This is a genomic window from Prauserella flavalba (assembly GCF_003202235.1).
In the GTDB taxonomy this organism is placed as follows: Bacteria; Actinomycetota; Actinomycetes; order Mycobacteriales; family Pseudonocardiaceae; genus Prauserella_A; species Prauserella_A flavalba.
Map to the genome: position 1 here is coordinate 511,378 of NZ_MASU01000002.1, position 24,326 is coordinate 535,703.

Consider the following 24,326-nt stretch of genomic DNA (forward strand, 5'->3'; position numbering starts at 1 on the left):
CCGTCTTGTTGAGTACATCTCGCTCAACTTTCTGGAGCGTCTCCAGATTCCCCGCTGGTGTTCGCCGGGAGCGATCAGCGCCTCAGCCCCGCGCCGCGGGCCTCCGGTACCAGGACGTCCACAGTGGCCGGTAGCCCTGCGCGTACCAGAACGGCGTCGAGCGCGGGCTGGCCAGCGCGTGGTGCAGCAGCACGGCGTCCATCCCCGCCTCGTCGAACAGCTGGTGCACGTGCGCGGCGAGGGCCGAACCGACACCGGTGCTGCGGGCCTCCTCGGCGACGTGCATCGAGGCCAGGTAGCCGGCCCGCTCCACGGCGACGTAGCCGCTGATCCAGTCGGCGGCCGGCGGCAGCTCGACGTGCACGAAGCCGAGCGGCTTGCCGTAGAGCTCCGCGATCCACAGCGACGGCACGGCCGCGCCCGCGTCGGCGAGCAGCCCACGGGTGGCGTCGGTGATCGCGCGCTCCTCGTCCTCGCGCCGGGTCACCAGGCCGAACTGCGCGTCGTACTGCCGCAGCTCCAACTGCAACCGCACCAGCGTGGCCAGTTCGGACGGTTCCGCCTGCCGGATGCGCACACCGGGCACCGCGGGCGGACCACTCGCCAGCCGGTCGGCGGGCCGGACGGCGAGCACCCGCGTCGGGGCGAACCCCCGGCGCAGCAGCTCACCGGTCCCGACCGTGTCCCTGCTCGGCCGGGTCACCACGGCGGCGCTGTCCCAGTCGGTGGCCTCCGTCTCCTCCAGCAGCCGGTCCCACTCCGTGAGCAGGGAACCGAACGCAGCACCGGGATCGGTCCCTCCGAGCCGGACGTCGAGGCGGTACTCGGTGAGCGGCCGCCACAGCGCCTCTGGCGTTCCCGGTTCGACGCGTGAGCGGGTCGCGAGCGCCATCCCGTCCCGGGTCGTCAGCCGGGTCCCGCCCTCGGGGTTCAACGGCGAGGGCTTCGGCAGCAGTGCGTCCGCCGCGGCCAGCCGCTTGGCGTGCTCCGCGGCGATGGCATCGATCTCCATTCCCTAATCCAACCCGACGTGGTATGAGGTATGTCACTCGGGGATCGACTACTGGCGGCGACCATGAGGACCGTGAGATCACCCCCGCCGAGGCTGACGTATCACTTCGTTGGTGGCGCGTTAACCCTGAGGTGATCTCATGGCGTTCGGATCGAGGCCTTGATACGCCCTCCGGGGTACAGTGATGCCTCGTTCGCGAGCTGGCCCCTGTGGCACAGCGGGACGGAAGGGAGGTTGCATGCCGGACGCGCACGACGAGTCCGTCGGATCCAGTGCGGCTGCAGCCGAGGCACCTGCCTCTCGTCCGAGTGGTCCCGCGTCCGCCGAGGCCAGGACCGATGAACGGAGATTCCGTTACTACACGGTTGCCGTGCTGCCGCTGAGCCTGCTCGCGGCGGCCGCGGTGTCACTGTGGCAACCGTTCGAAGGTTCGGTCCACCTGTGGTGGATCGGACCACTGCTCGCACTCGCGTTCCTCGGAGCGGAACAGCTCGGGGTCAACGTCGACGTGCGCAGTGGCATCTCCTGGACCATCTCGTTCACGGAGATCCCGCTCGTCATCGGCTTCTTCGTCGCGCCCTTCGAGGTGGTGCTCGGCGCGCACGTCGTCGCGGGCGTCACCACCCTGCTCGCCAGGAAGGTCACCGGGCGCGTCCTCTACAACGCGGGCGCGTTCATCTTCGAGGTCACCAGCGCGTTCGCCGTGGCCGGACTGGTCAAGCAGGCCCTCGGCAGCGGGCCGGGCGAGATGCCGTGGCTCGCGGCACTCGCGGGCACCCTCACCGCGCCGCTCGCCAGCACGCTGCTGGCGATGGCCGCCGTGCGGGTGCTGCGCCGCCGCATGCGGGTCGGCACGGCGCTGAGGCTCGCGGGCCGCATCCTCGTGGTCGGCTTCGTCAACGCCTCGGTGGGCCTCACCGGCTACCTCGTCATCTCCAAGACCCCCGAGGCGTGGCCGATCGTGCTGGCCGTCAGCCTCGGCCTGGCCGCGCTGTACTGGGCCTACTCCGACCTGCTGCGTGAGCAGCGCGACATGGAGGCCCTCTCAGACGTGAGCCTGATGGTCGCCCGCTCCGGCCAGCAGGCGGCCGCGCGCCCCGCGAGCCTCGGCGACGAGCTCGGCCAGGAGGTCGACTTCGGCGAATGGTCCACGATCGCCGAACGGATCAAGGACCAGCTCGCCGCCGCCAGGGTCGTGCTCCGGCTGCGGCTCGAACCCGACGAGCCGATGCGCTCCGTCGTCGCGGGCGAAGAGCTCCCGGTGAACTTCGTCCGCCCCGACGACCCGCTGCTGCGCCTGCCCGGCGCGCACGTGCGGCACTTCCGGATCACCGAGGCCAACCCCGAGGTGCGCGCCGCGCTGCTCGACCGGGGCGCGCAGGAATCGCTCGTGGTGCCGCTGCGCAGTGCCAACCAGCTGCTCGGTGTGGTCGAGGCGCACGACCGACTCTCGCGCTGGCGCGGCTTCGGCAAGTACGACGTGCAGCTGCTCGGCACGATGGCCAGCCACCTGGCGACCGCGCTCGACAACCGCAGGCTGCTCGCCACGCTGCGCCACGACGCCTACCACGACCCGCTCACCGGCCTGCTCAACCGGCCCGGTTTCCGGCAGGTCGCCCGCGAACCGCTGCGCGAGCGCGTGCAGTCCGTGGTGCTGCGGGTGGACCTCGACGTGTTCTCCCAGGTCAGCGACGCCCTCGGCTACGCGTGGGCCGACCGCATGGTGATGGCGGCCGGCCGGCGCATCCGCGACGTGCTCGGCCCCGAGGTCTCACTCGCGCGGCTCGAAGGGGCCTCCTTCGCGGCCCTGCTCGTCGGCTGCCTGCCCGACGAGGCGCACCGCATCGCCGAGCGCCTCCGGGCCCAGCTGTCCGCCCCGTACCCCGTCGACCGGCTCACCGTCGAGGCCAACGCCGTGGTCGGCTACGCCTCCACGAGCTCGGAGGAGAACGGTCACCTGGTGGACGTCGACACGCTCCTGCAGCGCGCCGACATGGCCGTGCGCGCCACGCGCGGCGGCGAGGAGGTCCGCGGCTACGTGCCGAGCATGGGCCAGATCTTCCTCCGCCGGTTCCAGATGGTCACCCAGTTCCGCCAGGCACTGGAGGAGGGCCAGGTCAGCGTCCACTACCAGCCGAAGGTCTCGCTGCCCGGCAAGCACGTGCTGGGCGTCGAGGCGCTCGTGCGCTGGCAGCACCCGGAGTTCGGCCGGGTCGACCCCGACGAGTTCGTGCCCGCGGTGGAGGCGGCGGGGCTCGTGGGCGCGCTGACGTCGTTCGTGCTCGACAAGGCGCTCGACCGCGTGCGCCGCTGGCTCGACGAGGGCCTGCGCATCTCGGTCGCCGTGAACCTCTCCGTGCGCAACCTCGCCGACGACGAGTTCCCGGCCAAGGTCTCCGCCGCGCTCGAACGCTTCGGGGTTCCCGCCGAGCTGCTGACGTTCGAGCTGACCGAGTCGGGCGTGATGGCCGACCCGCAGCGGGCGCTGCCGATCCTGCGGCAGCTGCACGGGCTCGGCATCGTGCTCGCCGTCGACGACTTCGGCACCGGCTACTCGTCGCTGGCCTACCTGCGCCAGCTGCCCGTCGACCAGGTCAAGATCGACAAGAGCTTCGTGCTCGGCATGGGCACCGATCTCGGCGACCTCGCCGTCGTGCGTTCGATCGTCGAGCTGGGCCACTCGCTGGGCCTGACGGTGGTCGCGGAGGGCGTCGAGGAGGACGTCGCGCGCGACCAGCTGGAGGCGATGGGCTGCGACGTGGCTCAGGGCTACCTGATCTCGCGGCCGTTGTCGGAGGAGCGGCTGGAGGCGTGGCTGCAGGCTCGCACGGCCCGTTCGCTCGGGCACCACTCCGAAATCGTCCTGACCCTGCTGACCTGAGGTTTTTCCGTTGCGGACCCCCGGTTTCCGGGGCCGGGACGGCCTCAGGTACTCTTTTCGAGGCTCGTTGAGCACGCCCCTTTAGCTCAGTCGGCAGAGCGTCTCCATGGTAAGGAGAAGGTCTACGGTTCGATTCCGTAAAGGGGCTCGGAGGTCTGGGCCGCGATGCGTAAGCTTGTGTATCGCGGCCTGGGTCGTGTGAGGCGGTGTAGCTCAGTTGGCAGAGCAAGCGGCTCATAATCGCTGTGTCGCCGGTTCAAGTCCGGCCACCGCTACGCGAGTGGGCGGGCTGTGTTTGCGCAAGCGCAAACCGCCTCGCTTCGCCATGACATGGGGGGTACAGCCCCCCAAGCCCCCGCCCGGAGGGGCTCCGCCCCCCGGACCCCCCGGCATGGTGGGTACGAGTAGCTAGTAGAGGAGCCGAAGTGGCTGCCACCGACGTGCGACCGAAGATCACGCTGGCGTGCGAGGAGTGCAAGCACCGCAACTACATCACCAGGAAGAACCGGCGTAACGACCCGGACCGCCTGGAGATGAAGAAGTTCTGCCCGAACTGCGGTACGCACCGCAACCACAAGGAGACTCGCTGAGTTCCTGAGTCGACGAGAGGCCGCTCCCGGTGTTCGGGGGCGGCCTTTTTGTTCGCCATCTCGTTGGAAAGAATCCAACGAAAGACGCTAGCGGTTCGTGCGTGACTGGCCTCACTCTAACGGGTGACAACCCTGCGAAAGTGAGAACCGGTATGAACATCAAGTCCAGAACCGCGATCACCCTGGCAGCCAGCGCCTTCACGCTGGGTCTCCTGGCCCCCACGGTGGCGTCCGCAACGAGTATCGAGGGCTACTCGAGCGACGTCGCCGGTGCGGCCATCGCCACCATCACCTCCGAACGAGGCATCACCGAGGCCGCCGCCCAGCGGCTCCTCGAGGCGCAGCAGGCAGGCGCCCAGACCCTCACCGAGGTCACCGCGGCGCTCGGCGCCCAGCACGCCGGCAGTTACCTCGACGCGCAAGGCCGCCCGGTCGTCAACGTCACGAGCGATGGCGCCGCCGCGAAGGTGGAGCAGGCCGGCGCGACCGCCAAGGTCGTCACCCGCTCGGCGGCCGAACTCGCCGAGGCGCGCGGCACGCTCGACGCGCTGCCCGCCGTCGCGCACACCTCACTGGGGCTCGACCCGACCACCAACCAGCTCGTGCTGACCGTCGCCGACGCCGCGGACGACAGCGCGGCCGCGAAGCTCGTCTCGGCCGCGGAGGGGCTCGGCGGCGCCGTGCGCGTCGAACACGTCGCGGGCGGCATGCACAAGGCCATCTACAACGGCGAGGCCATCACCGGCGGCGGCAGCCGCTGCTCGGCGGGCTTCAACACCAACCGCGACGGGCAGAACTACATCGTTGACGCGGGCCACTGCACGGGCGCCGTCGCCGAGTGGAACGTCGGCCCCTCGGTGGACGCCAGCTTCCCCGACAACGACTACGGCCTGATCCAGAACACCACCGGCAGCGCCCCCGGCGAGGTCACGCTGTGGGACGGCTCGACGCAGCCCATCACCTCGGCCGCCGACGCCACGGTCGGCCAGGAGATCTGTAAGAGCGGCTCCACGACCAACCTGACCTGCGGCACCGTGCAGGCCGTCGACGTGACCGTGAACTACGCGGAGGGCTCGGTCCACCAGCTGGTGCAGACCTCGGCCGCGGTGAACTCCGGTGACTCCGGCGGCTGCATGTTCGCGGGCAGCGTCGGCCTCGGCATCACCTCCGGCATGGGCGGCGGCAGCTCGTTCTTCCAGCCCGTCGTCGAGGCCCTCAACGCCTACGGCGTGGCCCTGAACTAGCGACACGGACAACCGGGGGCCGTGAGGGCAGGCCAAGGCCCGCACGGCCCCCGGTAACCTGCACGGGTGCCCCTGGATCCCTCTTTCATCGGCCGGACGTACCCACCCACCAGCACCTACGAGGTGAGCCGGGCGAAGATCGCCGAGTTCGCCGACGCGATCGGTGACGACAGCCCCCTTTACCGCGACCCGGCCGCGGCCGAGGCGGCGGGCTATCCCGACGTCATCGCGCCGCCGACCTTCCTGACGATCATCAACCTCGCCTCGATCAACGCGATCGTCGCCGACCCCGAACTCGGCCTCGACTACTCGCGCATGGTCCACGGCGACCAGCGCTTCACCCACCACCGCCCGGTGCGCGCGGGTGACGAGCTGCGGCTGACCACGCACATCGACGACATCTTCGTCCGCGCGGGCAACGACTTCCTGAGCGTCCACGCCGACGTCGAGACCGTTGACGGTGAGCCGGTCTGCACCACGTACGCCCAGCTCGTGGTGAGGGGAGAATGAGCATGAACGTCGGAGACGAGCTGCCCGGCCTTTCCGTGCACGTCACCAGGGACCAGCTGGTGCGCTACGCGGGCGCGTCGCTGGACTTCAACCCGATCCACTGGAACGAGCGCTTCGCCACGGAGGTCGGCCTCCCGAACGTGATCGCGCACGGGATGCTGACGATGGCGCTCGGCGGCCGCATGATCAGCGACTGGCTCGGTGACCCCGGCCGCGTCGTCGAGTACGGCGTGCGGTTCACCAGGCCTGTCGTGGTGCCCGACGACGCCGAGGGCGCACTCGTGGAGTTCACCGGCAAGATCGGCGAGGTCCGCGACGACGGCACTGCCCGCGTCGACATCACCGCGAAGTTCGACGGCAAGACCGTGCTGGGCAAGGCGCAGGCCGTGGTGCGCGTCGCCTGACGTCAGCGGATGACCCCGAGCACGGCGTCGGCGAGCGCCCGTTCGCCGCGCGCCGTCGGATGCAGCGGGTGGGCGCCGGTCACCGGCTCCAGGCCCTCCACCCAGCGCGACTCCGGCGGCGCGCACACGCCGTGGCCCCTCGTGGGCGTCACCGTGTCGGCGTACTCGGCGCCGTGCTTCGCCGCCTGCTCGGCGAGCATCGCGTTGAGGGCGTCCAGGCCCTGTCGCAGCGACGGGATCCGGTCGACGGACTCGGGATACTCGAGCGCACACTCACCGGCGTCGGTGGGCAGGATCGTCGGGTAGCCGACCACGATCACTCTGGCCGAGGGCGCCCGCTCGGCGATCTCGTCCAGTGCCGACCCGAGCCGGCTGCCGACCTCCGCCAGCACCGAGGCCAGCCACTCCGGCACCCCGGCGGCGTTCATGTCCAGGCACGCGGCTCCGCGCGCGCACTCGGCCGCGCGCTCGATGAGGTTCACGTCGTTGCCGCCGATGCCCAGCGTCACCAGCGCCGTGTCGGGCCTCAGCGCGTCGAGCTGAGGCGGGTTGGTGCCCTGCGGCGTCGGCTGTGGCGCGGTCAGGTTCTCGGTGCGTGCGCCGCCGCAGCTGACGTCGGAGAGCTTCTCCACGCCCAGCTCGGCGGCGATCAGGCGCGGGTAGTTGTGGTCCGAGCGCAGGCACCCGCTCGGCACGCCCGTGGGCGTGCCGGTGCCCGGACCCGAAACGTAGGAGTCGCCGAGCGCGACGTAGTGCCCAGCGTGCGGTGCGGTGCCGTCGACGGCGTCCGCACCCGGTGTGCAGGCGCCGGCGACCGCGGCGAGCAGCGCGGTCGCCAGCGCCTTGCGCACGGTGTGCCTACTTCGCCTCGGAGAGCAGCGAGCCGACCCGGTTGACGCCCTCGACGAGGTCGGCCTCGGCGAGCGCGTAGGAGAACCGGAAGTAGCCGGGGGTGCCGAACGCCTCGCCCGGTACCACGGCCACCTCGACCTCACGCAGGATCAAGTCCGCGAGCTCGACCGTGTTCTCCGGGCGCTGGCCCCGGATCTCCTTGCCCAGCAGCGCCTTCACCGACGGGTAGGCGTAGAAGGCGCCCTCCGGCGTCGGGCACTCCACGCCGGGGATGTCCGACAGCAGGGAGACGATCCGCTTGCGGCGCACGTCGAACGCCTTGCGCATCTCGTACACGGCGTCCAGCGGGCCCGACACGGCCGCGAGCGCGGCCCGCTGCGACACGTTGGCGACGTTGCCGCACAGGTGCGACTGGAAGCTCGACGCCGCCTTGATCACGTCCTGGGGGCCGATGATCCAGCCGACGCGCCAGCCGGTCATCGAGTAGGTCTTGGCGACCCCGTTGAGGATCAGCGTCTGGTCGGCCAGCTCGGGCACCACGGCCGGCATCGAGGCGGCCGTGACGCCGTCGTAGACCAGGTGCTCGTAGATCTCGTCGGTGACCACCCAGATGCCGTGCTCCAGCGCCCAGCGGCCGATCGCCTCGACCTGCTCGCGCGGGTAGACGGCGCCGGTCGGGTTGGACGGCGAGTTGAACAGCAGCACCTTGGTCTTGTCGGTGCGGGCCGCCTCGAGCTGCTCGACGGTGACCAGGTAGCCGGTCGACTCGTCGGCGGTCACCTGCACCGGCACGCCACCCGCGAGGGTGATCGACTCGGGGTAGGTCGTCCAGTACGGGGCGAGCAGCAGCACCTCGTCGCCCGGGTCGAGCAGCGTCGCGAACGCGGAATAAACGGCCTGCTTGCCGCCGTTGGTCACGAGGATCTGCGAGGCGTCGCACTCGAACGCGGAGTCGCGCAGCGTCTTCGCGGCGAGGGCCTCGCGCAGCTCGGGCAGCCCGCCCGCGGCGGTGTAGCCGTGGTTGACGCGCTCGTGCACCGCGGCGGCCGCGGCCTCGACGATGTAGTCGGGGGTGGGGAAGTCGGGCTGGCCGGCGCCGAAGCCGATCACCGGGCGACCCTCCGCCTTGAGTGCCTTCGCCTTCGCGTCGACGGCGAGCGTCGCAGACGGCGTGATCCCCGCGATCCGTGCGGATACGCGGGAACGAGGGCTGGTGACAGTGCTTGCAGGTGTGGCCATGCCGACATTTTTTCACGCGCGCCGGAGCCGGTGGACAGCCGCCCCGGAGGCCACAACCGGGCGCGGTTGCGAGGTGCTTCCGGGCTTGCCGTAGACTTCCGAACTTGGAACGCCCGACACTCGGCCCTGCGAGCGCAGCGGGGTGGGTTGAGTGCGTCCACGCGAGCGGTTTCGCCGCTCGAAGGGGTGTAGCTCAAATGGCAGAGCAGCGGTCTCCAAAACCGCAGGTTGCAGGTTCAAGTCCTGTCACCCCTGCGTTGACGTGTCAGGTGGAGCGGAGGAGTAGCTCGTGAGCGAGGACGGGGAGAAGGACAAGGACCGGGCGTCGAAGCGCTCGTCCCGTCCGGTCACCGCCGCGGCTCGGCGTGAGCGCCGCGCCTCCGCGCGCCCTGCCGGCACGGGCTCCGAGGCCGAGAGCGCCGAGGCGAAGAAGCGTCCCGCTCCGAAGGGGAAGACTTCGGACAAGCCCGTCAAGCCGTCCGGCAAGGACCGGCCGACGCCGAAGCGTGACCGCAAGGACGACAAGCGAGGCTCGATCTTCTCGCGGTTCGTGCGGTTCATCCGGGAGGTCTGGGCCGAGCTGCGCAAGGTCATCTGGCCGACGCGCAAGCAGATGGTCACCTACACCACCGTGGTGCTGGTGTTCGTGGCGTTCATGGTGGCACTGGTGTACGGACTCGACTTCGTCTTCCTCAAGGGCGTGGACTTCGTATTCGGCACCTGAGCGGCCGACCAGGCCCGGCGAGTGGCCCCGGGGTCGCACGCGACACCGGCGACCACCACACGCGATCAACTGAGAGGACGGAAAGTGACCTCCGAGAACGGCTCAGGAGCCGGTCAGGACCTGACCGGCCTTTCCGACGAGCAGGTGCTCGCGGCCACCGGTGAGGCGGACTCGGACCCCACCGAGGCCGACGTGACGCCGGTCGAGGCCGCCGAGGACACGGAGGCCGACAGCGCCGACGCCGCCGCGGACCGCACCGACGACTCCGCCGTCGCGGAGCAGCCCGAAGCGGCCGACGCCTCGGACGAGGACGAGGACCCGGTCGAGAAGCTCCGCGCGGAGCTCCGGTCGCTGCCCGGCGAGTGGTACGTGGTGCACTCCTACGCCGGCTACGAGAACAAGGTCAAGAACAACCTCGAGACCAGGCGGCAGACGCTGGACGTCGAGGACTTCATCTTCCAGATCGAGGTGCCGACCGAAGAGGTCACCGAGATCAAGAACGGCCAGCGCAAGCAGGTCCAGCGGAAGGTGCTGCCCGGCTACATCCTGGTTCGGATGGAGCTGAACGACGCCTCGTGGAGCGCGGTGCGCAACACCCCCGGCGTCACGGGCTTCGTGGGCGCCACCTCGCGCCCGTCGCCGCTTACGCTGGACGAGGTGCTGAAGTTCCTCGCACCGCAGGTCGAGAAGGCCGCCCCCGCGAAGGCGGGCAAGGGCGAGGCCGCCGCGGCCGAGACGCCGTCGGCCGCCCGCTCGGTCGAGGTCGACTTCGAGGTCGGCGAGTCGGTCACCGTCATGGACGGCCCGTTCGCGACCCTGCCCGCGACGATCAGCGAGGTCAACGCGGACGCCCAGAAGCTGAAGGTCCTGGTGTCGATCTTCGGCCGGGAGACGCCGGTCGAGCTGTCGTTCAACCAGGTCTCCAAGATCTGACGGTCGCCTACCTGGCGGCCGGAAGGTCCCCGCGCCACGGCAGGTGCGTGGGGAAGCAACGCTGAACAGGAAACAGGAATGCCACCCAAGAAGAAGAAGCTTGCAGCGATCATCAAGCTGCAGATCCAGGCGGGTGCCGCGAACCCGGCCCCGCCCGTTGGTCCCGCGCTGGGTCAGCACGGCGTCAACATCATGGAGTTCTGCAAGGCCTACAACGCGGCCACCGAGTCGCAGCGCGGCAACGTCGTGCCGGTCGAGATCTCCGTGTACGAGGACCGCTCGTTCGACTTCAAGCTCAAGACCCCGCCGGCCGCGAAGCTCCTGCTCAAGGCCGCCGGGATCGAGAAGGGCAGCGGCGAGCCGCACAAGACCAAGGTCGGCAAGGTGACCATGGCCCAGGTGCGCGAGATCGCCGAGACGAAGAAGAGCGACCTCAACGCCCACGACACCGACCAGGCCGCCAAGATCATCGCCGGCACCGCCCGGTCGATGGGCCTCACGGTCGTCGACTGAGCCACAGCGCTCCCGTGTGGAAGGGCCAGGCGCTGGCCCGTACCACGACTGATCCACTCACAGATTCGAAGGACAGAGCATGACCAAGCGCAGCAAGGCCTACCGCCAGGCCTCCGAGCTGATCGACAAGAGCAGGCTGTACGCCCCGCTCGAGGCCGCTCGGCTCGCCAAGGAGACCTCCAAGGTCAAGATGGACGCCACCGTCGAGGTCGCCATGCGACTCGGCGTCGACCCCCGCAAGGCCGACCAGATGGTCCGCGGCACCGTGAACCTGCCGCACGGAACGGGTAAGACCGTCCGCGTCATCGTTTTCGCCATCGGCGACAAGGCCGCCGAGGCCGAGGCCGCCGGTGCTGACGCGGTCGGCTCCGACGACTTGATCGAGCGCATCCAGGGTGGCTGGCTCGACTTCGATGCCGCGATCGCGACACCGGACCAGATGGCGAAGGTCGGCCGGGTGGCCCGCATCCTCGGCCCGCGTGGCCTGATGCCGAACCCCAAGACCGGCACCGTGACCCCCGCGGTCGGCAAGGCCGTCACCGACATCAAGGGCGGCAAGGTCAGCTTCCGCGTCGACAAGCAGGCCAACCTGCACATGGTGATCGGCAAGGCCTCGTTCGACGCCGACAAGCTGGTGGAGAACTACGCCGCCGCGCTGGATGAGGTGCTGCGGTCGAAGCCCTCCGCCGCGAAGGGCCGCTACCTCAAGAAGGTCACCTTCAGCACGACGATGGGCCCGGGTATCCCGGTGGACCCGGCTCGCACGCGCGACCTCCTCACCGAGGACAGCAACGCGTAAGGCTCGCAGAGCGACGAAAAGGGGCGGTCACCCGAAGCCGGGTGGCCGCCCCTTTCTCGTGTGCGCTAGTTGGAGGGGCTGGGGCTTGTGGGCTCGCCAGTGTCGGGAGTGGTGCCCGGGCAGGTCTTCGGGCCGGGTTCATGTCCGGTGATGAGCCACTGGCCGCGCTCGACCTTAGTCACCGTGAAGACGCCGAGGGCCGGGCCTCCGCTGATCTCAAAGTCACACGAATCGATCCGCAAGGTCGTGGCGTTGGGGTCGTAGTACTGGGGATAAATCGATCGCGAATAGTCCGTGACATGTGACACCTCGGTCTGGAGACCGAGCACAGCTTGACGGCAGTCGGGATAACCCAGGTCCCGGGCGAATTTCTCTTCGATGCCGCGGTCGTTGTCGAAACGGACGCACGCCCGCTCGTAGCTGCCCTCGGCGACCAGCTGATAGATCTTCTGCACCGCCACGTGCGGTCGCGTGGAGAGGACCTCGTTGGTGTGGTACTTCCCGCCACCCAGTTGGGCCGCAGACTTGGTGCTGTCGCCCTCGTCGGAGCCGAAGAAGTAGTTGTACGCCCAGGTCAGCGCCAGTGCGAGCAGCAGGAAGAAGATCAGCCAGCCGAGGATCTTCTTGCCGAGCCACTGCAGCCAGCCCGGCACCCTCCGGCGCGGGGGAGCTGGCGGCTGGTGGATGAGCTGCTGGGTCGCCGCCGGTGCGGGGTGGTACTGCGGCTGCTGGCCAGGCACCACCTCGGCGCCGCCCTGGCGCTGCGCCTCCTGGAACTTCAGGAAGTCCTGGAACTGCTGGAACTGCTGGAATTGGCGCAGCTGCTCCGGGTCGAGATCGGGTGGCGGCGTCTGCGCCGGCTGGTCCCGCCGGCCGGGCTGGAGGTCCGATCCGGGCGCGTGCTCGGCAGCCGGCCCCTGCTCGGGTCCGGGCTGTCGGTCAGGTCGCTGCTGGGCCACGTGACCCATGATGCCTGCTCGCGCACGGTACGTGGCCCTAGGTCGCCCAGGCGGCTGCAGTGAACGCCACCATCACTGCATGACGGACCTACCAGGGGGTGGTGGCGAGGGTGCGCGGAGGGCCACGTATGCTGGTCAGCGGTTCTACCGAAGACCGCTGGTCTTCTCCGGGCACCTCGCCCGGGGAACGAAGGTCCGCAGTACGGCGGGCGGCCCGCGCAGGAGGACGAGGATCGCCACACTGACTCAGTGTGTATCGACGCCCCGCGCCTGCTGCGCCGGGGCGTTTGTCGTGTTGGGGGTCCGGGCGCAGCCAGTGGTCACCCAGCCAAGAGAGGAGGCGACCATGGCGAAGCCCGACAAGGTGGCGGCCGTCGCCGAGATCGCGGACAAGTTCCGCAACAGCTCGGCAACCGTTGTCACCGAGTACACCGGCCTCTCCGTGTCCCAGCTCAGTGAGCTGCGCCGCGCTCTCGGCAACACCGCCAAGTACCGGGTCGCGAAGAACACCCTCGTCAAGCGTGCCGCTGAGGACGCTGGCATCGAGGGCCTCAACGATCTCTTCGTGGGTCCGACCGCGATCGCCTTCATCGAGGGCGAGCCGGTCGAGGCCGCGAAGGCGCTGAAGAACTTCGCGAAGGACCACAGCGCCCTCGTCATCAAGGGCGGCTACATGGATGGCCGCCCGCTCACGGTTTCCGAGATCGAGCGGATCGCCGACCTCGAGAGCCGTGAGGTGCTCCTCGCCAAGGCGGCGGGCGCGTTCAAGGCGAAGCTGTCCCAGGCCGCCGCGCTGTTCCAGGCGCCGGCGTCCCAGGTCGCCCGCCTGGCCGCCGCGCTCGAGGAGAAGCGCAAGTCCGAGTCCGGCGACGGCGCTGCCGACACTGCCGAGAGCTGACCGAAAACCCACCCCCGACCAGCGAGTCGTAACAAGGAAGGAACGCCATCATGGCGAAGCTGAGCACCGAGGAACTGCTCGACGCTTTCAAGGAGCTGACGCTCCTGGAGCTCTCGGAGTTCGTGAAGCAGTTCGAGGAGACCTTCGACGTCACCGCCGCCGCCCCGGCCGCCGTCGTGGCCGCCGCCCCGGGTGCCGCGGGCGCTGCCGCCCCGGCCGAGGAGGAGAAGGACGAGTTCGACGTCATCCTCGAGGGCGCCGGCGACAAGAAGATCCAGGTCATCAAGGTCGTCCGCGAGGTCGTCTCCGGCCTGGGCCTGAAGGAGGCCAAGGAGCTCGTCGAGGGCGCCCCGAAGCCCCTCCTCGAGAAGGTCGACAAGGACGCCGCCGACGCCGCCAAGGAGAAGCTCGAGGCTGCCGGCGCCAAGGTCTCCGTCAAGTGACCTGGTAGCTCCACAGAGCACCGCGAAGGGCGGGCATCCGATCACGGGATGCCCGCCCTTTTCGTGCATTCGGCACCCCGGTGCGTTACCTTGCTCCCACCTTTGACGGTCGTGGCCGCGTCCCACTGATCAGAACCGGTGAGTAACCTGTGCGCGCCCGGCTCGTTGCATGTGGGTGACGCAAGCTTCGGGGCGTGCTGCCGCGAATGGGCTCCGGGAGGTGCGATGGGTGTCGAGGTGGTCATCGAGGGCTTGACGAAGTCATTCGGCAAGCAGACCATCTGGCGTGACGTGACGCTGACGCTGCCGCCGGGCGAGGTGTCGGTGATGCTCGGCCCGTCGGGCACCGGTAAGTCGGTCTTCCTCAAGTCCATGATCGGCCTGCTCAAGCCCGACCGCGGCAAGTGCGTGATCAACGGCGTCGACGTGGTCACGTGCTCGGAGCGCAAGCTCTACGACGTCCGCAAGCTCTTCGGGGTGCTGTTCCAGGACGGCGCGCTGTTCGGGTCGATGAACCTCTACGACAACGTCGCGTTCCCGCTGCGGGAGCACACGAAGAAGTCGGAGACCGAGATCCGGCGGATCGTGCTGGAGAAGCTGGAGATGACCGGCCTCTCCGGTGCCGAGAAGAAGCTGCCCGGCGAGATCTCCGGTGGTATGCGCAAGCGCGCGGGGCTGTCGCGCGCGCTCGTGCTGGACCCCAAGATCATCCTCGTCGACGAGCCGGACTCCGGTCTGGACCCGGTCCGGACCACGTACATCAGCCAGCTCTTCCTCGACGTGAACGCGCAGATCGACGCGACCTTCCTGATCGTCACGCACAACATCAACCTCGCCCGCACCGTGCCGGACAACCTGGGCATGCTGTTCCGCAAGGAGCTGGTGATGTTCGGGCCACGCGAGGTGCTGCTGACCAGCGACGAGCCGGTCGTCAAGCAGTTCCTCAACGGCCGCATGGACGGCCCGATCGGCATGAGCGAGGAGAAGGACTCCGCCACGATGGCCGCCGAGAAGGCCATGTTCGAGGCGGGTCACCACGCGGGCGGCGTCGAGGACGTGACCGGGATCCCCGAGCAGATGCAGCCGACCCCCGGGGTGCCGGAGCGGGGCGGGGCACGCCGTCGCAAGGACCGCGTGATGCGGATCCTGCACACGCTGCCGCCTGCCGCGCAGGAGGGGATCATCGAGTCGCTGAGCCCCGAGGAGCGGCGGCACTACGGGGTCCAGACCCACCACGGCCTGACGTCGCAGCGGGGCCAGCTGCCCACCGAGGACGTCGCCGCCCTGCCGGGATCCGGCTGGCGGGAGCCGAGACAGGCGACCGACACCGATCGCCTTCCCCCTCCCTACCCGCAGCAAGGACGTTCATGAGCGGTGACGAGCGCAGCGAGGAATCGCTCCGGAAGATGCAGCGCGGTCGTGCCTCATGGACGGCCTCGGCCCGCGAGGAACGAGCACGGCGAGGACCTTCATGAGCTCTCGGGCCTCCACGGCCAGGGTTCCCGGCATGGGGATGCTGCGGGAAACCGGGAAGCTCTTCGCGCTCGGCCTCGACGTAGCACGTGGCATCTTCCAGCGGCCGTTCCAGGTGCGGGAGTTCATCCAGCAGTCCTGGTTCATCGCGAGTGTCACGATCCTGCCGACGGCGCTGGTCGCGATCCCCTTCGGCGCCGTGATCTCCCTGCAGTTCGGTTCACTGGCGCGGCAGCTCGGCGCGCAGTCGTACACCGGCGCGGGCAGCGTGCTCGCCACGGTGCAGCAGGCGAGCCCACTGGTCACGGCGCTGCTCGTCGCGGGCGCAGGCGGATCGGCGATCTGCGCCGACATCGGCGCGCGCACGATCCGCGAGGAGATCGACGCGATGGAGGTGCTCGGCGTCTCCGCCGTGCAGCGGCTCATCGTGCCGAGGGTGCTCGCGTGCATGCTCGTCGCGCTCCTGCTCAACGGCATGGTCAGCGTCATCGGCGTGCTGGGCGGCTACTTCTTCAACGTCGTGCTCCAGGACGGCACACCGGGCGCCTACCTCGCGAGCTTCTCCGCTCTGGCCCAGCTGCCGGACCTGTGGGTCGGTGAGCTGAAGGCACTGATCTTCGGTTTCATCGCCGCCGTCGTCGCCGCGTACCGGGGGCTGAACCCGCCGCCGGGGCCGAAGGGTGTCGGCGACGCCGTCAACCAGTCCGTCGTCATCACGTTCCTGTTGTTGTTCGTGGTCAACTTCGTGATCACGCTGATCTACCTGCAGGTCGTTCCTGCGAAGTTGGACTAGACGATGGCCACGTTCTCCCAGAACGCGAAGAAGCTCGCGAACCGTCCACTCGAGACGCTCGACGTCCTCGGCGACCAGATGTCGTTCTACCTGCGCGCGCTCGCGTGGGCACCGCGAACGATCCGGCGCTACACCAAGGAGGTCCTGCGCCTGCTCGCCGAGGTCAGCTTCGGCTCGGGGTCGCTGGCCGTCATCGGCGGCACGGTCGGCGTCATGGTCGGCCTCACGCTGTTCACCGGTGTGCTCGTGGGCCTGCAGGGCTTCTCGGCGCTGAACTCCATCGGCACGTCGGCGTTCACCGGCTTCCTCACGTCGTTCTTCAACACGCGGGAGATCGCGCCGCTCGTGGCGGGGCTGGCGCTGTCGGCGACCGTCGGCGCCGGGTTCACCGCGCAGCTCGGTGCCATGCGGATCTCCGAGGAGATCGACGCGCTCGAGGTGATGGGCGTGCCGAGCCTGCCGTACCTGGTGACCACGCGGATCATCGCCGGGTTCGTCGCGGTGATCCCGCTGTACGTGATCGGCCTGCTCAGCTCCTACCTCGCCTCCCGGCTGGTGGTCATCTACATCTACGACCAGTCGGCGGGCACCTACGACCATTACTTCGACATGTTCCTGCCACCGCAGGACGTCTTCTACTCGTTCCTCAAAGTGCTGATCTTCAGCGTGCTGATCATCCTGACGCACTGCTACTACGGCTACCGGGCCTCCGGTGGCCCCGCGGGCGTCGGCGTCGCCGTCGGCCGCGCGGTCCGGCTCTCGATCGTGACGGTCGCGGTGGTCAACTTCTTCATCGGCTTCGCCATCTGGGGCACCGACACGACGGTGAGGATCGCGGGATGAGCCAGGCGATGGGAACACTGCGCCGCAGGCTGCTGGGCCTGCTGCTCATCCTCGTGCTCGTGGGCGGCGTGTACCTCAGCATCGCGCTGTACAACAAGAGCTTCTCGAAGTTCGTCAGCGTCACGCTCGAGGCCGACACGATCGGCAACCAGCTCACCGAGAACTCCGACGTCAAGGTGCGCGGGCTGATCGTCGGCAGTGTCGCGGACATCGCCCCCACCGAGACCGGGTCGAAGCTGACCCTGCACCTCGACCCCGAGCAGGCGCCGCTGGTGCCGAGCAACGTCTCGGCCCGGTTCCTCCCGAAGACGCTGTTCGGCGAGCGGTTCGTGTCGCTGGAGATCCCCGAGCAGGCCTCGCCGCAGAGCCTGCGCGACGGCGACGTGATCCCGCAGGACCGCACGTCGAGCGTGATCGAGCTGGAGCAGGCACTCGGTGACCTGATGCCGGTGTTGCAGGCCGTGCAGCCGCAGAAGCTCTCCAGCACGCTCACCGCGATCTCCACGGCGTTGCAGGGCCGCGGCGAGGAGCTGGGCGCGACGCTGTCCGAGCTCGGCGCCTACGTCGGCGAGCTGAACCCCCACCTGCCCGAGCTGCAGCAGAACCTGCGCGAGCTCGCGGAGTTCTCCGACAACCTGTCGGTCGCCGCTCCGGACCTGGTGCGCACGCTCGACAACCTCAGGACCACGAGCCGCACCGTGGTGGAGCAGCGGCAGAACCTGCAGACGCTCTACGGCAACCTCACCACGGCGTCGACCGACCTGCGGTCGTTCCTCGAGGCCAACTCGGCCAACATCATCAGCCTCGGCGAGACGGCGCGGCCAACCGCCGAGCTGCTGGCGAAGTACTCGCCCGAGTACCCGTGCTTCATCGGGCAGATGGCCGACCTCTTGCCGCGCATCGACGAGGCGTTCGGCAAGGGCACCGACAAGCCCGGTCTGCACGCGACGATCGAGATCACCACCAACCGCGGGCCGTACATTCCCGGCCAGGACGAGCCAGAGTATGAGGACAAGCGCGGCCCGCGCTGCTATGCGATGGACGAGTACCCGGATCCCTTCCCGCAGTACCCGCCGGACGGCCCCGTCGAGGACGGCAGCGAGCCGCCCGAGCCCGCGCGTTCGCAGAACGACGGGCTGAACCCGGCCAACAACGCGGCTAACGCCGGCGGCTACAACGGCAGCGGCACCACGGCGGGCGGCAACCCCGCCAACACGCCTGCCGAGTACGCCCTGCTCTCGCAGCTGCTCGGCCCGCAGGTGGGGATGGACGCGGCCGACGTGCCCGGCTGGGGCGCGCTGCTGGTGGGACCGCTGTACCGGGGAGCGGAGGTGAACGTTCGTGAGTAGGAAGGGTGGATGTCTCCGCTCGACCGAGTCGGGTGCCGCGAACGCGCTCTCGCCGAAGGCACCGCCAACGCGGAGGCGGGCCGCTCTGCGAGGTGACCGGGCGTTCGGCGGATCGGTGAGCGGCCCGGCTCCGCGTTCGCTGTCGCGCGTTCAGACGGGGGGCGAAGCATGAGGGGAGTCGCCGCTCCACTGACCAAGCTGACGATCTTCATCGTGGTCACCGTGGTGTTCACCGCGATCCTCGGCATCAGCATCGCCAACGTGAACCTGACCAAGACCAACGCCTACACGGCCCGCTTCACCGACGCCGCGATGCTGCTGCCCGGCGACGACGTGCGCATCGCGGGCGTGCGCGTCGGCCAGGTGAGCGATGTGCGGATCGTCGACCGCAGGCAGGCCGAAGTCGAGTTCGAGGTGGACTCGGGCCGCAGGCTGCCCGCCGGGGTCACAGCCACGATCAAGTTCCGCAACCTCGTGGGCCAGCGCTACGTGTCGCTCGACCAGGGCACCGGCGAGCCCGCCGGGCAGCTGGAGCCGGGCGGGAACATCCCGGTGGAGCGCACGCGGCCGGCCCTCGACCTCACCGAGCTGTTCAACGGCTTCAAACCGCTCTTCCGCGCGCTGGCCCCCGAGGACGTGAACAAGCTGTCCTTCGAGATCATCCAGGTCCTGCAGGGCGAGGGCGGCACGGTGGAGAGCCTGCTGGCGCACACCGCGTCGCTCACCACGACCATCGCCGAGAAGGACCAAGTCATCGGCCAGGTGATCGACAACCTCAACAGCGTGCTGGCCACCGTCAACGAACGCACGCCGCAGCTGTCCGACCTCATCGTCCGGCTCCAGCAGTTCGTGTCCGGCCTCTCCAGCGACCGCGAGCCGATCGGCGACGCGATCGAGTCGCTCGGCGAGCTGACCACCACCACGTCGGGACTGCTCGACGAGGCGAGGGAACCGCTGAAGCAGGACATCGAGGCGCTGGGCGTGCTGGCGAACAACCTGAACGACAGCGAGCCGCTCGTGGAGCACTTCATCCAGTTCCTGCCCGAGAAGGTCACCAGGATGACCGCGACAGCCGACTACGGCTCGTGGTTCAACTTCTTCCTGTGCTCGACCGAGGGCAGCGTGCAGATCCCCGGTCTGATGACCGCGCCGGTCAACGTGCCGATCGCCCCGGTGGGCAGGGAACGGTGCATGGGCTGATGACGAGCTTCCAGAAACGCAACCCGATCCCGATCGCCGTCGTCGGCATCGTGCTCATGGTGCTGGGCACGGTCGCGGCGCTGAACTCCGACGACCTGCCGATCATCGGCGGCGGCACCACCTACACCGCCGACTTCAGCGAGGCCGCGGGGCTGCAGGCCGACGACGAGGTCCGCATCGCGGGCGTCAAGGTCGGCAAGGTGACCGACGTCGAGCTCGCCGGCGACCGGGTGCGCGTGTCGTTCAAGGTCAAGGACGCGTGGCTGGGCGACCGCACCAGCGCTGCCATCAAGATCAAGACTCTGCTCGGGCAGAAGTACGTGGCGCTCGACCCGGTCGGGGACCGGGCGCTCGACCCCGGCGACACCATCCCGAGGGAGCGGACGGTCGCGCCGTACGACGTGCTGGAGGCGTTCCGGGGGCTTTCCCAGACCGTCGACGAGATCGACACCGAGCAGCTCGCGCAGAGCTTCGACGTGCTCTCGGAGACCTTCGCCGACACGCCCGACGACGTGCGCGGCGCGCTCGACGGGCTCTCGCAGCTGTCCAACACGATCGCCTCGCGGGACCAGCAGCTCTCGACGCTGCTGGCCAACACGCGGCAGGTCAGCCAGACCCTCGCCGACCGCGACGCCGAGCTGACGAAGCTGATCGACGATGGCAACCTGCTGCTGGCCGAGCTGGCCAGGCGCGAGCAGGCGATCTCGGCGCTGCTGCAGGGCAGCCAGGCGCTCGCGACCCAGCTGCAGGGCCTGGTGGACGACAACCAGGGCCAGCTCGACCCGGTGCTCACCCAGCTCGACCAGCTCACGGGCATGCTCCAGCGCAACCAGGAGTCGCTGTCGGAGGGCATCCGCCGGTTCGCGCCGTTCATCCGGGTCTTCAACAACACGATCGGCAACGGCCGCTGGTTCGACAACTACATCTGCGGCCTGCTCCTGCCGTCGGTCGGCCCGCTGAACGAAGAGGGGTGCAACGCGCAATGAGTGACACCCGCTTCGGTCAGAGCCTCCTGCGAGGCGTCACGATCGCCTGCGTGCTCGGGCTCGTGGTCGCGGGCGGTCTGTGGTGGACCCTCAAGGACGCGGGCCAGAAACACGTGACCGCGTACTTCCCCAGCGCCGTCGGCCTCTACGTCGGCAATAGCGTGCGCGTGCTCGGCGTCGAGATGGGCGAGGTCACCCGGGTCGAGCCGCAGGGCGAGCGGGTCAAGGTCGAGATGACCTACGACCGCGAGGTGACGATCCCCGCCGACGCGCAGGCCGTGATCGTCGCGCCGTCGCTGGTGTCCGACCGCTACGTGCAGTTCGGCCCCGCCTACACCGGCGGGCCGACGCTGGACGATGGCGCCATGATCCCGATGAACCGCACCGCCGTGCCGCTGGAGGTCGACGAGCTCAACGAGAGCCTCAGCCGCGTGTCGGAGTCGCTCGGACCCAACGGCGCCAACCGTGACGGCTCACTGTCGAACCTGCTGAACACGCTCTCCGACAACATGGAGGGCAACGGCAAGGCGCTGAACGACACCATCAACCGGCTCAGCCAGGCCGCGGGAACGCTCTCCGGCAACTCCGGTGACCTGTTCAAGACCGTCGAGAACCTCGCGAAGCTGTCCACGACACTGGCGAACAGCGACGACGAGGTGCGCCAGTTCGAGACGCAGCTCGCCGACGTCAGCTCTTTCCTGGAGGGCGAGAAGGACAACCTGGCGGCCACGGTCCAGCAGCTGAGCACCACGCTGTACTCCGTGCGGGACTTCATCGAGGACAACCGGGGCCGGGTGAAGTCCAATGTGGACAAGCTCGCCAGCGTCACCAGGGTGCTCGTCGATCAGCGCGCCGCGCTCGCGGAGACGCTCGACATCGCCCCGCTGGCGCTGGGCAACCTCGCCAACACCTACAACGCGTCGTCGGGCACGCTCGACGCCCGCGCCAACCTCAACGAGCTGACCCAGCCGCCGATCGCCATGATCTGTGGGTTCCTCAAGCAGACGCCCGAGGCGCTCGACGCGCTCGGCGACCTGTGCGGGCAGGTGGCGCCGCTGCTCGACGGCACGCTGCCGGTGCCGTCGCTGGCCCAGTCGGTGAACGCGCTGAACCAGGGCAACCTGCCGCCGTTGCCGGTGCCGCTGACCGATCAGCTGCTGAGCTCGGGAGGTGGGCAGTGATGCGATTCCGGAAGACCTTGGTCGCCGTGTCCGCCTCCGCGCTGCTCGCGGTGTCGGGCTGCGGGTTCACGGGCATCTACGACGTGCCGCTCCCCGGCGGCGCTGACCTCGGCGACCACCCCTACCGCGTCAAGGTCCAGTTCCGAGACGTGCTGGACCTGGTGCCGCAGTCGGGCGTGCGCGTCAACGAGGTCCCGGTGGGTCAGGTGGAGAGCATCGGCCTCGCCGAGGACGGCTGGACCGCCGAGGTGACCGTGGTGGTCAACGGCGACGTCCAGCTGCCCGCCAACGCCATCGCGAACCTGCGCCAGTCGAGCCTGCTCGGCGAGAAGTACGTCGAGCTGACCACGCCACCCGAGGCGGCCGCGCAGGCCAAACTCGCGGACGGCGACCTGATCCCCGTGTCGCGAACCAACCGCAACGTCGAGGTCGAGGAGGTGCTCGGCGCGCTGTCGATGCTGCTCAACGGCGGCGGGGTCGAGCAGCTCAACGTCATCACCAAGGAGCTCAACAACACCCTGGAGGGCAACGAGCCCGACGTCCGCGCGCTGCTGCACAACGCGGAACGGCTGGTGAGCACCCTCGACGAGCAGTCGGGCGACATCACCCGCGCGCTCGACGGGCTCAACCGGCTCTCCGGCACGCTCAACGCGCAGAAGGACCAGATCGCGGGCGCGATCGAGGACCTCGGCCCCGGCCTGCGGGTGCTCGAACAGCAGCGCGGCCAGCTCGTGACGATGCTGCAGGCGCTGGAGGGCCTCTCCGGCGTCGCGGTGGACACCGTCAACGCCAGCCAGGAGGACCTGGTGGCGAACCTGCGGGCGCTGCTGCCGACACTCCAGAAGCTCGGGGAGGCAGGCTCCGACCTGCCGAAGGCGCTCGAACTGCTGCTGACCTACCCGTTCAGCGACGCGGCCGTCGAAGGGGCGAAGGGCGACTACTTCAACCTCTACGCCAAGATCGACCTCAACCTCGGCGAGGTGCTGGCCAACATGGGCCGCAGCAGGCAGAACCCGCTGCAGGACGTCCCGATCCTCGGCCAGCTGACCGGTGGGCGGCAGGGCACGCCGGAGAACGCGCCGCCGCCGCTGCCACTGCCGGGCTCGCAGCCCCAGACGAGTCAGCAGGCGCCGACGGGGCAGGCACAGCAGCCGCAGAACACCGGCGTCCAGGGGATCTTCGACGTGCTGTCAGGGGGTGCCGGCTGATGCTCGTGCGCAGGACGAAGATCCAGCTCGTCGCCTTCGCGATCATCTCGGTGCTCGCGATCGCGTACGCCCTGGTTCGCTTCACCGACGTCGAGAAGGTCTTCGGCGAGGGCGGCTACACGGTTCACCTGCAGCTCGACGAGTCCGGTGGCATCTTCACCGGCGCCGAGGTGACCTACCGCGGCTACAACATCGGCAGGGTCGGCCAGCTCAGCCTCACCGAGACCGGCCTGCAGGCGAACCTCGAGATCGAACCGGACGCCCCGCAGGTGCCTCGCGACCTGCACGCACTGATCGCCAACCGTTCCGCGGTCGGCGAGCAGTACGTGGACCTGCAGCCGGTCAACGAGCACGGCCCGTACCTCGAGAACGGCGCCGTGATCCCGGCAGAGCGGACCAAGACGCCGATCCCGACCGAGAAGGTGATCGGCGACCTGGACAGCCTCGCCACGTCCGTGCCCACCGACGCGCTGCGCACGGTGGTGGACGAGTCGTACGACGCCTTCCGCGGCACCGGCGACGACCTGCAGGTGCTGATGGACACCACGCGCGACTTCACGAGGGTCGCGCAGCAGTACCTGCCGCAGACCGTGCAGCTGCTGGAGCAGGGCAACGTCGTGCTCGACACGCAGAACGACCTGTCCGGGTCGATGCGCTCGTTCAGCAGCGACCTGGCCTCGCTGTCGGAGACGCTGAAGAACTCCGACGGCGACATCCGCAGGCTGATCGACATCACGCCGCAGGTGTCCACCCAGGTCAGCGAGGTGCTCGCCGAGACGGGCCCCGGGCTCAGCTCGCTGGTGGCGAACCTGCTGACGACGTCGAACATCCTCGTGACCAGGCTCGACGGGCTCGAGCAGGCGATGGTGACCTACCCGATGGTGTCGGCAGGCGCGTTCACCGTGGCGCCGGACGACGGCACCGCCCACCTCGGGCTCGCGCTGAACCTGTTCAACCCACCGTCGTGCACCAAGGGCTACCTGCCGCCGGAGGAGTACCGGCCGGGCAGCGACATGAGCGAGCGTGCGCCCAAGGAGGACGCGTACTGCGCCGAGCCGGCGGGCAGCCCGATCAGCGTGCGCGGCTCGCAGAACGCGCCGTTCAACGGCGTGCCGGTCGCACCGAGCCAGGAGCAGGTGCAGGCGAACTCCACCCGCGACGAGGAGGAGCTCGCTTCGCTGCGCGGCGTCCCCGGCGTCGCGGGCAGCCCGGGCTTGAGCATCACGAGCCTCGGGCAGCTGATCGGCCTGCCGGGCTGATCCAGACCACACATCCCCGACCTACCCTGGAGC

General features: G+C 69.3%; 24 protein-coding genes and 3 tRNA genes. 23 read left to right on the top strand and 4 right to left on the bottom strand.

All coding sequences use genetic code 11. From position 1 onward, the window contains the following. Positions 1 to 82: 82 nt before the first annotated feature. Positions 83 to 1,012, bottom strand: coding sequence for a GNAT family N-acetyltransferase (locus tag BA062_RS04815; RefSeq protein ID WP_110334785.1), 930 nt, complete (start codon positions 1,010 to 1,012; stop codon positions 83 to 85). 238 nt (positions 1,013 to 1,250) lie between these two features. Between BA062_RS04815 and BA062_RS04820 the strand changes: the two genes are divergently transcribed. The 7 genes from BA062_RS04820 to BA062_RS04850 all read left to right on the top strand — a co-directional run bounded on the left by BA062_RS04820 (position 1,251) and on the right by BA062_RS04850 (position 6,641). After that, a complete protein-coding gene (locus tag BA062_RS04820) occupies positions 1,251 to 3,893 on the top strand; it encodes a putative bifunctional diguanylate cyclase/phosphodiesterase (RefSeq protein ID WP_110334786.1) in 2,643 nt (880 codons plus the stop codon). 75 nt (positions 3,894 to 3,968) lie between these two features. After that, positions 3,969 to 4,041, top strand: a tRNA-Thr gene (locus tag BA062_RS04825). Positions 4,042 to 4,095: 54 nt separating this feature from the next. Then, positions 4,096 to 4,168 (top strand) — tRNA-Met (locus BA062_RS04830). 150 nt (positions 4,169 to 4,318) lie between these two features. Next, positions 4,319 to 4,483 (top strand): 50S ribosomal protein L33, encoded by a 165-nt coding sequence (gene rpmG / locus BA062_RS04835; protein WP_110334787.1) that lies wholly within the window; start codon positions 4,319 to 4,321, stop codon positions 4,481 to 4,483. A gap of 152 nt (positions 4,484 to 4,635) precedes the next feature. After that, positions 4,636 to 5,727 carry a S1 family peptidase gene (locus tag BA062_RS04840; protein ID WP_110334788.1) on the top strand — a complete coding sequence of 364 codons (1,092 nt, stop codon included), beginning with the start codon at positions 4,636 to 4,638 and terminating at the stop codon, positions 5,725 to 5,727. Positions 5,728 to 5,793: 66 nt separating this feature from the next. Then, on the top strand, positions 5,794 to 6,237 hold the full coding sequence (locus tag BA062_RS04845) for a MaoC family dehydratase N-terminal domain-containing protein (protein WP_110334789.1): 444 nt from the start codon (positions 5,794 to 5,796) through the stop codon (positions 6,235 to 6,237). Positions 6,238 to 6,239: 2 nt separating this feature from the next. Further along, entirely contained in the window at positions 6,240 to 6,641 is a 402-nt protein-coding gene (locus BA062_RS04850; protein WP_210406761.1) for a MaoC family dehydratase, read from the top strand. Positions 6,642 to 6,643: 2 nt separating this feature from the next. Here the strand turns inward: BA062_RS04850 and BA062_RS04855 are convergent, their stop codons facing one another. Together BA062_RS04855 and BA062_RS04860 are read right to left on the bottom strand one after the other, a co-directional pair. Further along, the gene (locus tag BA062_RS04855; RefSeq protein WP_110334791.1) at positions 6,644 to 7,492 is read right to left on the bottom strand and encodes an SGNH/GDSL hydrolase family protein; all 849 of its coding nucleotides are present in this window, start codon (positions 7,490 to 7,492) and stop codon (positions 6,644 to 6,646) included. Between the two features lie 7 nt (positions 7,493 to 7,499). Continuing rightward, positions 7,500 to 8,732 (bottom strand): pyridoxal phosphate-dependent aminotransferase, encoded by a 1,233-nt coding sequence (locus BA062_RS04860; RefSeq protein ID WP_110334792.1) that lies wholly within the window; start codon positions 8,730 to 8,732, stop codon positions 7,500 to 7,502. Positions 8,733 to 8,914: 182 nt separating this feature from the next. On the opposite strand from BA062_RS04860, the gene BA062_RS04865 reads away from it, so the two are divergent. The 5 genes from BA062_RS04865 to rplA all read left to right on the top strand — a co-directional run bounded on the left by BA062_RS04865 (position 8,915) and on the right by rplA (position 11,701). Continuing rightward, positions 8,915 to 8,987 (top strand) — tRNA-Trp (locus tag BA062_RS04865). Positions 8,988 to 9,021: 34 nt separating this feature from the next. After that, positions 9,022 to 9,456 (top strand): preprotein translocase subunit SecE, encoded by a 435-nt coding sequence (gene secE / locus BA062_RS04870; protein WP_110334793.1) that lies wholly within the window; start codon positions 9,022 to 9,024, stop codon positions 9,454 to 9,456. Between the two features lie 84 nt (positions 9,457 to 9,540). Further along, positions 9,541 to 10,389 carry a transcription termination/antitermination protein NusG gene (nusG, locus tag BA062_RS04875; protein WP_110334794.1) on the top strand — a complete coding sequence of 283 codons (849 nt, stop codon included), beginning with the start codon at positions 9,541 to 9,543 and terminating at the stop codon, positions 10,387 to 10,389. Between the two features lie 78 nt (positions 10,390 to 10,467). After that, positions 10,468 to 10,902: a 50S ribosomal protein L11 gene (rplK, locus tag BA062_RS04880; RefSeq protein WP_110334795.1), complete on the top strand. Its 435-nt coding sequence runs from the start codon at positions 10,468 to 10,470 to the stop codon at positions 10,900 to 10,902. 79 nt (positions 10,903 to 10,981) lie between these two features. Further along, entirely contained in the window at positions 10,982 to 11,701 is a 720-nt protein-coding gene (gene rplA / locus BA062_RS04885; protein ID WP_110334796.1) for a 50S ribosomal protein L1, read from the top strand. A 65-nt stretch (positions 11,702 to 11,766) separates the two neighbouring features. On the opposite strand, the gene BA062_RS04890 is transcribed toward rplA, so the two are convergent. Then, the gene (locus tag BA062_RS04890; protein WP_110334797.1) at positions 11,767 to 12,669 is read right to left on the bottom strand and encodes a hypothetical protein; all 903 of its coding nucleotides are present in this window, start codon (positions 12,667 to 12,669) and stop codon (positions 11,767 to 11,769) included. A 337-nt stretch (positions 12,670 to 13,006) separates the two neighbouring features. Here BA062_RS04890 and rplJ point away from each other — a divergent pair, with 337 nt between their 5' ends. The 11 genes from rplJ to BA062_RS04945 all read left to right on the top strand — a co-directional run bounded on the left by rplJ (position 13,007) and on the right by BA062_RS04945 (position 24,293). After that, entirely contained in the window at positions 13,007 to 13,558 is a 552-nt protein-coding gene (rplJ, locus tag BA062_RS04895; protein WP_110334798.1) for a 50S ribosomal protein L10, read from the top strand. Between the two features lie 50 nt (positions 13,559 to 13,608). After that, the gene (gene rplL, locus BA062_RS04900; RefSeq protein ID WP_110334799.1) at positions 13,609 to 14,001 is read left to right on the top strand and encodes a 50S ribosomal protein L7/L12; all 393 of its coding nucleotides are present in this window, start codon (positions 13,609 to 13,611) and stop codon (positions 13,999 to 14,001) included. 225 nt (positions 14,002 to 14,226) lie between these two features. Then, a complete protein-coding gene (locus BA062_RS04905) occupies positions 14,227 to 15,372 on the top strand; it encodes an ABC transporter ATP-binding protein (protein WP_110334800.1) in 1,146 nt (381 codons plus the stop codon). Between the two features lie 100 nt (positions 15,373 to 15,472). Continuing rightward, entirely contained in the window at positions 15,473 to 16,267 is a 795-nt protein-coding gene (locus BA062_RS04910; protein ID WP_110335035.1) for an MlaE family ABC transporter permease, read from the top strand. Positions 16,268 to 16,270: 3 nt separating this feature from the next. After that, complete coding sequence (locus BA062_RS04915; RefSeq protein WP_110334801.1) at positions 16,271 to 17,110, top strand: MlaE family ABC transporter permease; 840 nt, start codon at positions 16,271 to 16,273, stop codon at positions 17,108 to 17,110. Further along, positions 17,107 to 18,459, top strand: a complete 1,353-nt coding sequence (locus tag BA062_RS04920; protein ID WP_110334802.1) for an MCE family protein — start codon at positions 17,107 to 17,109, stop codon at positions 18,457 to 18,459. The genes BA062_RS04915 and BA062_RS04920 overlap by 4 nt, the downstream gene beginning before the upstream one ends. 168 nt (positions 18,460 to 18,627) lie before the next feature. After that, complete coding sequence (locus tag BA062_RS04925; protein WP_110334803.1) at positions 18,628 to 19,659, top strand: MCE family protein; 1,032 nt, start codon at positions 18,628 to 18,630, stop codon at positions 19,657 to 19,659. Further along, positions 19,659 to 20,645 carry an MCE family protein gene (locus BA062_RS04930; protein WP_110334804.1) on the top strand — a complete coding sequence of 329 codons (987 nt, stop codon included), beginning with the start codon at positions 19,659 to 19,661 and terminating at the stop codon, positions 20,643 to 20,645. The genes BA062_RS04925 and BA062_RS04930 overlap by 1 nt, the downstream gene beginning before the upstream one ends. Beyond that, positions 20,642 to 21,826 carry an MCE family protein gene (locus BA062_RS04935; protein WP_110334805.1) on the top strand — a complete coding sequence of 395 codons (1,185 nt, stop codon included), beginning with the start codon at positions 20,642 to 20,644 and terminating at the stop codon, positions 21,824 to 21,826. Before BA062_RS04930 ends, BA062_RS04935 begins: the two co-directional genes overlap by 4 nt. After that, positions 21,826 to 23,034 (top strand): MCE family protein, encoded by a 1,209-nt coding sequence (locus tag BA062_RS04940; RefSeq protein ID WP_110334806.1) that lies wholly within the window; start codon positions 21,826 to 21,828, stop codon positions 23,032 to 23,034. The genes BA062_RS04935 and BA062_RS04940 overlap by 1 nt, the downstream gene beginning before the upstream one ends. Further along, complete coding sequence (locus tag BA062_RS04945) at positions 23,034 to 24,293, top strand: MCE family protein (RefSeq protein WP_110334807.1); 1,260 nt, start codon at positions 23,034 to 23,036, stop codon at positions 24,291 to 24,293. Before BA062_RS04940 ends, BA062_RS04945 begins: the two co-directional genes overlap by 1 nt. Positions 24,294 to 24,326: the final 33 nt, after the last annotated feature.

Coding starts and splice junctions, on each gene's coding strand:
- rplJ (WP_110334798.1), top strand. CDS start 13,007: ATGGCGAAGCCCGACAAGGTGGCGGCCGTCGCCGAGATCGCGGACAAG.
- BA062_RS04860 (WP_110334792.1), bottom strand. CDS start 8,732: ATGGCCACACCTGCAAGCACTGTCACCAGCCCTCGTTCCCGCGTATCC.
- BA062_RS04910 (WP_110335035.1), top strand. CDS start 15,473: ATGAGCTCTCGGGCCTCCACGGCCAGGGTTCCCGGCATGGGGATGCTG.
- BA062_RS04840 (WP_110334788.1), top strand. CDS start 4,636: ATGAACATCAAGTCCAGAACCGCGATCACCCTGGCAGCCAGCGCCTTC.
- BA062_RS04915 (WP_110334801.1), top strand. CDS start 16,271: ATGGCCACGTTCTCCCAGAACGCGAAGAAGCTCGCGAACCGTCCACTC.
- BA062_RS04815 (WP_110334785.1), bottom strand. CDS start 1,012: ATGGAGATCGATGCCATCGCCGCGGAGCACGCCAAGCGGCTGGCCGCG.
- BA062_RS04930 (WP_110334804.1), top strand. CDS start 19,659: ATGACGAGCTTCCAGAAACGCAACCCGATCCCGATCGCCGTCGTCGGC.
- rplK (WP_110334795.1), top strand. CDS start 10,468: ATGCCACCCAAGAAGAAGAAGCTTGCAGCGATCATCAAGCTGCAGATC.
- BA062_RS04890 (WP_110334797.1), bottom strand. CDS start 12,669: ATGGGTCACGTGGCCCAGCAGCGACCTGACCGACAGCCCGGACCCGAG.
- rplA (WP_110334796.1), top strand. CDS start 10,982: ATGACCAAGCGCAGCAAGGCCTACCGCCAGGCCTCCGAGCTGATCGAC.
- rplL (WP_110334799.1), top strand. CDS start 13,609: ATGGCGAAGCTGAGCACCGAGGAACTGCTCGACGCTTTCAAGGAGCTG.
- BA062_RS04850 (WP_210406761.1), top strand. CDS start 6,240: ATGAACGTCGGAGACGAGCTGCCCGGCCTTTCCGTGCACGTCACCAGG.
- BA062_RS04935 (WP_110334805.1), top strand. CDS start 20,642: ATGAGTGACACCCGCTTCGGTCAGAGCCTCCTGCGAGGCGTCACGATC.
- BA062_RS04945 (WP_110334807.1), top strand. CDS start 23,034: ATGCTCGTGCGCAGGACGAAGATCCAGCTCGTCGCCTTCGCGATCATC.
- BA062_RS04940 (WP_110334806.1), top strand. CDS start 21,826: ATGCGATTCCGGAAGACCTTGGTCGCCGTGTCCGCCTCCGCGCTGCTC.
- BA062_RS04925 (WP_110334803.1), top strand. CDS start 18,628: ATGAGGGGAGTCGCCGCTCCACTGACCAAGCTGACGATCTTCATCGTG.
- BA062_RS04920 (WP_110334802.1), top strand. CDS start 17,107: ATGAGCCAGGCGATGGGAACACTGCGCCGCAGGCTGCTGGGCCTGCTG.
- BA062_RS04905 (WP_110334800.1), top strand. CDS start 14,227: ATGGGTGTCGAGGTGGTCATCGAGGGCTTGACGAAGTCATTCGGCAAG.
- BA062_RS04820 (WP_110334786.1), top strand. CDS start 1,251: ATGCCGGACGCGCACGACGAGTCCGTCGGATCCAGTGCGGCTGCAGCC.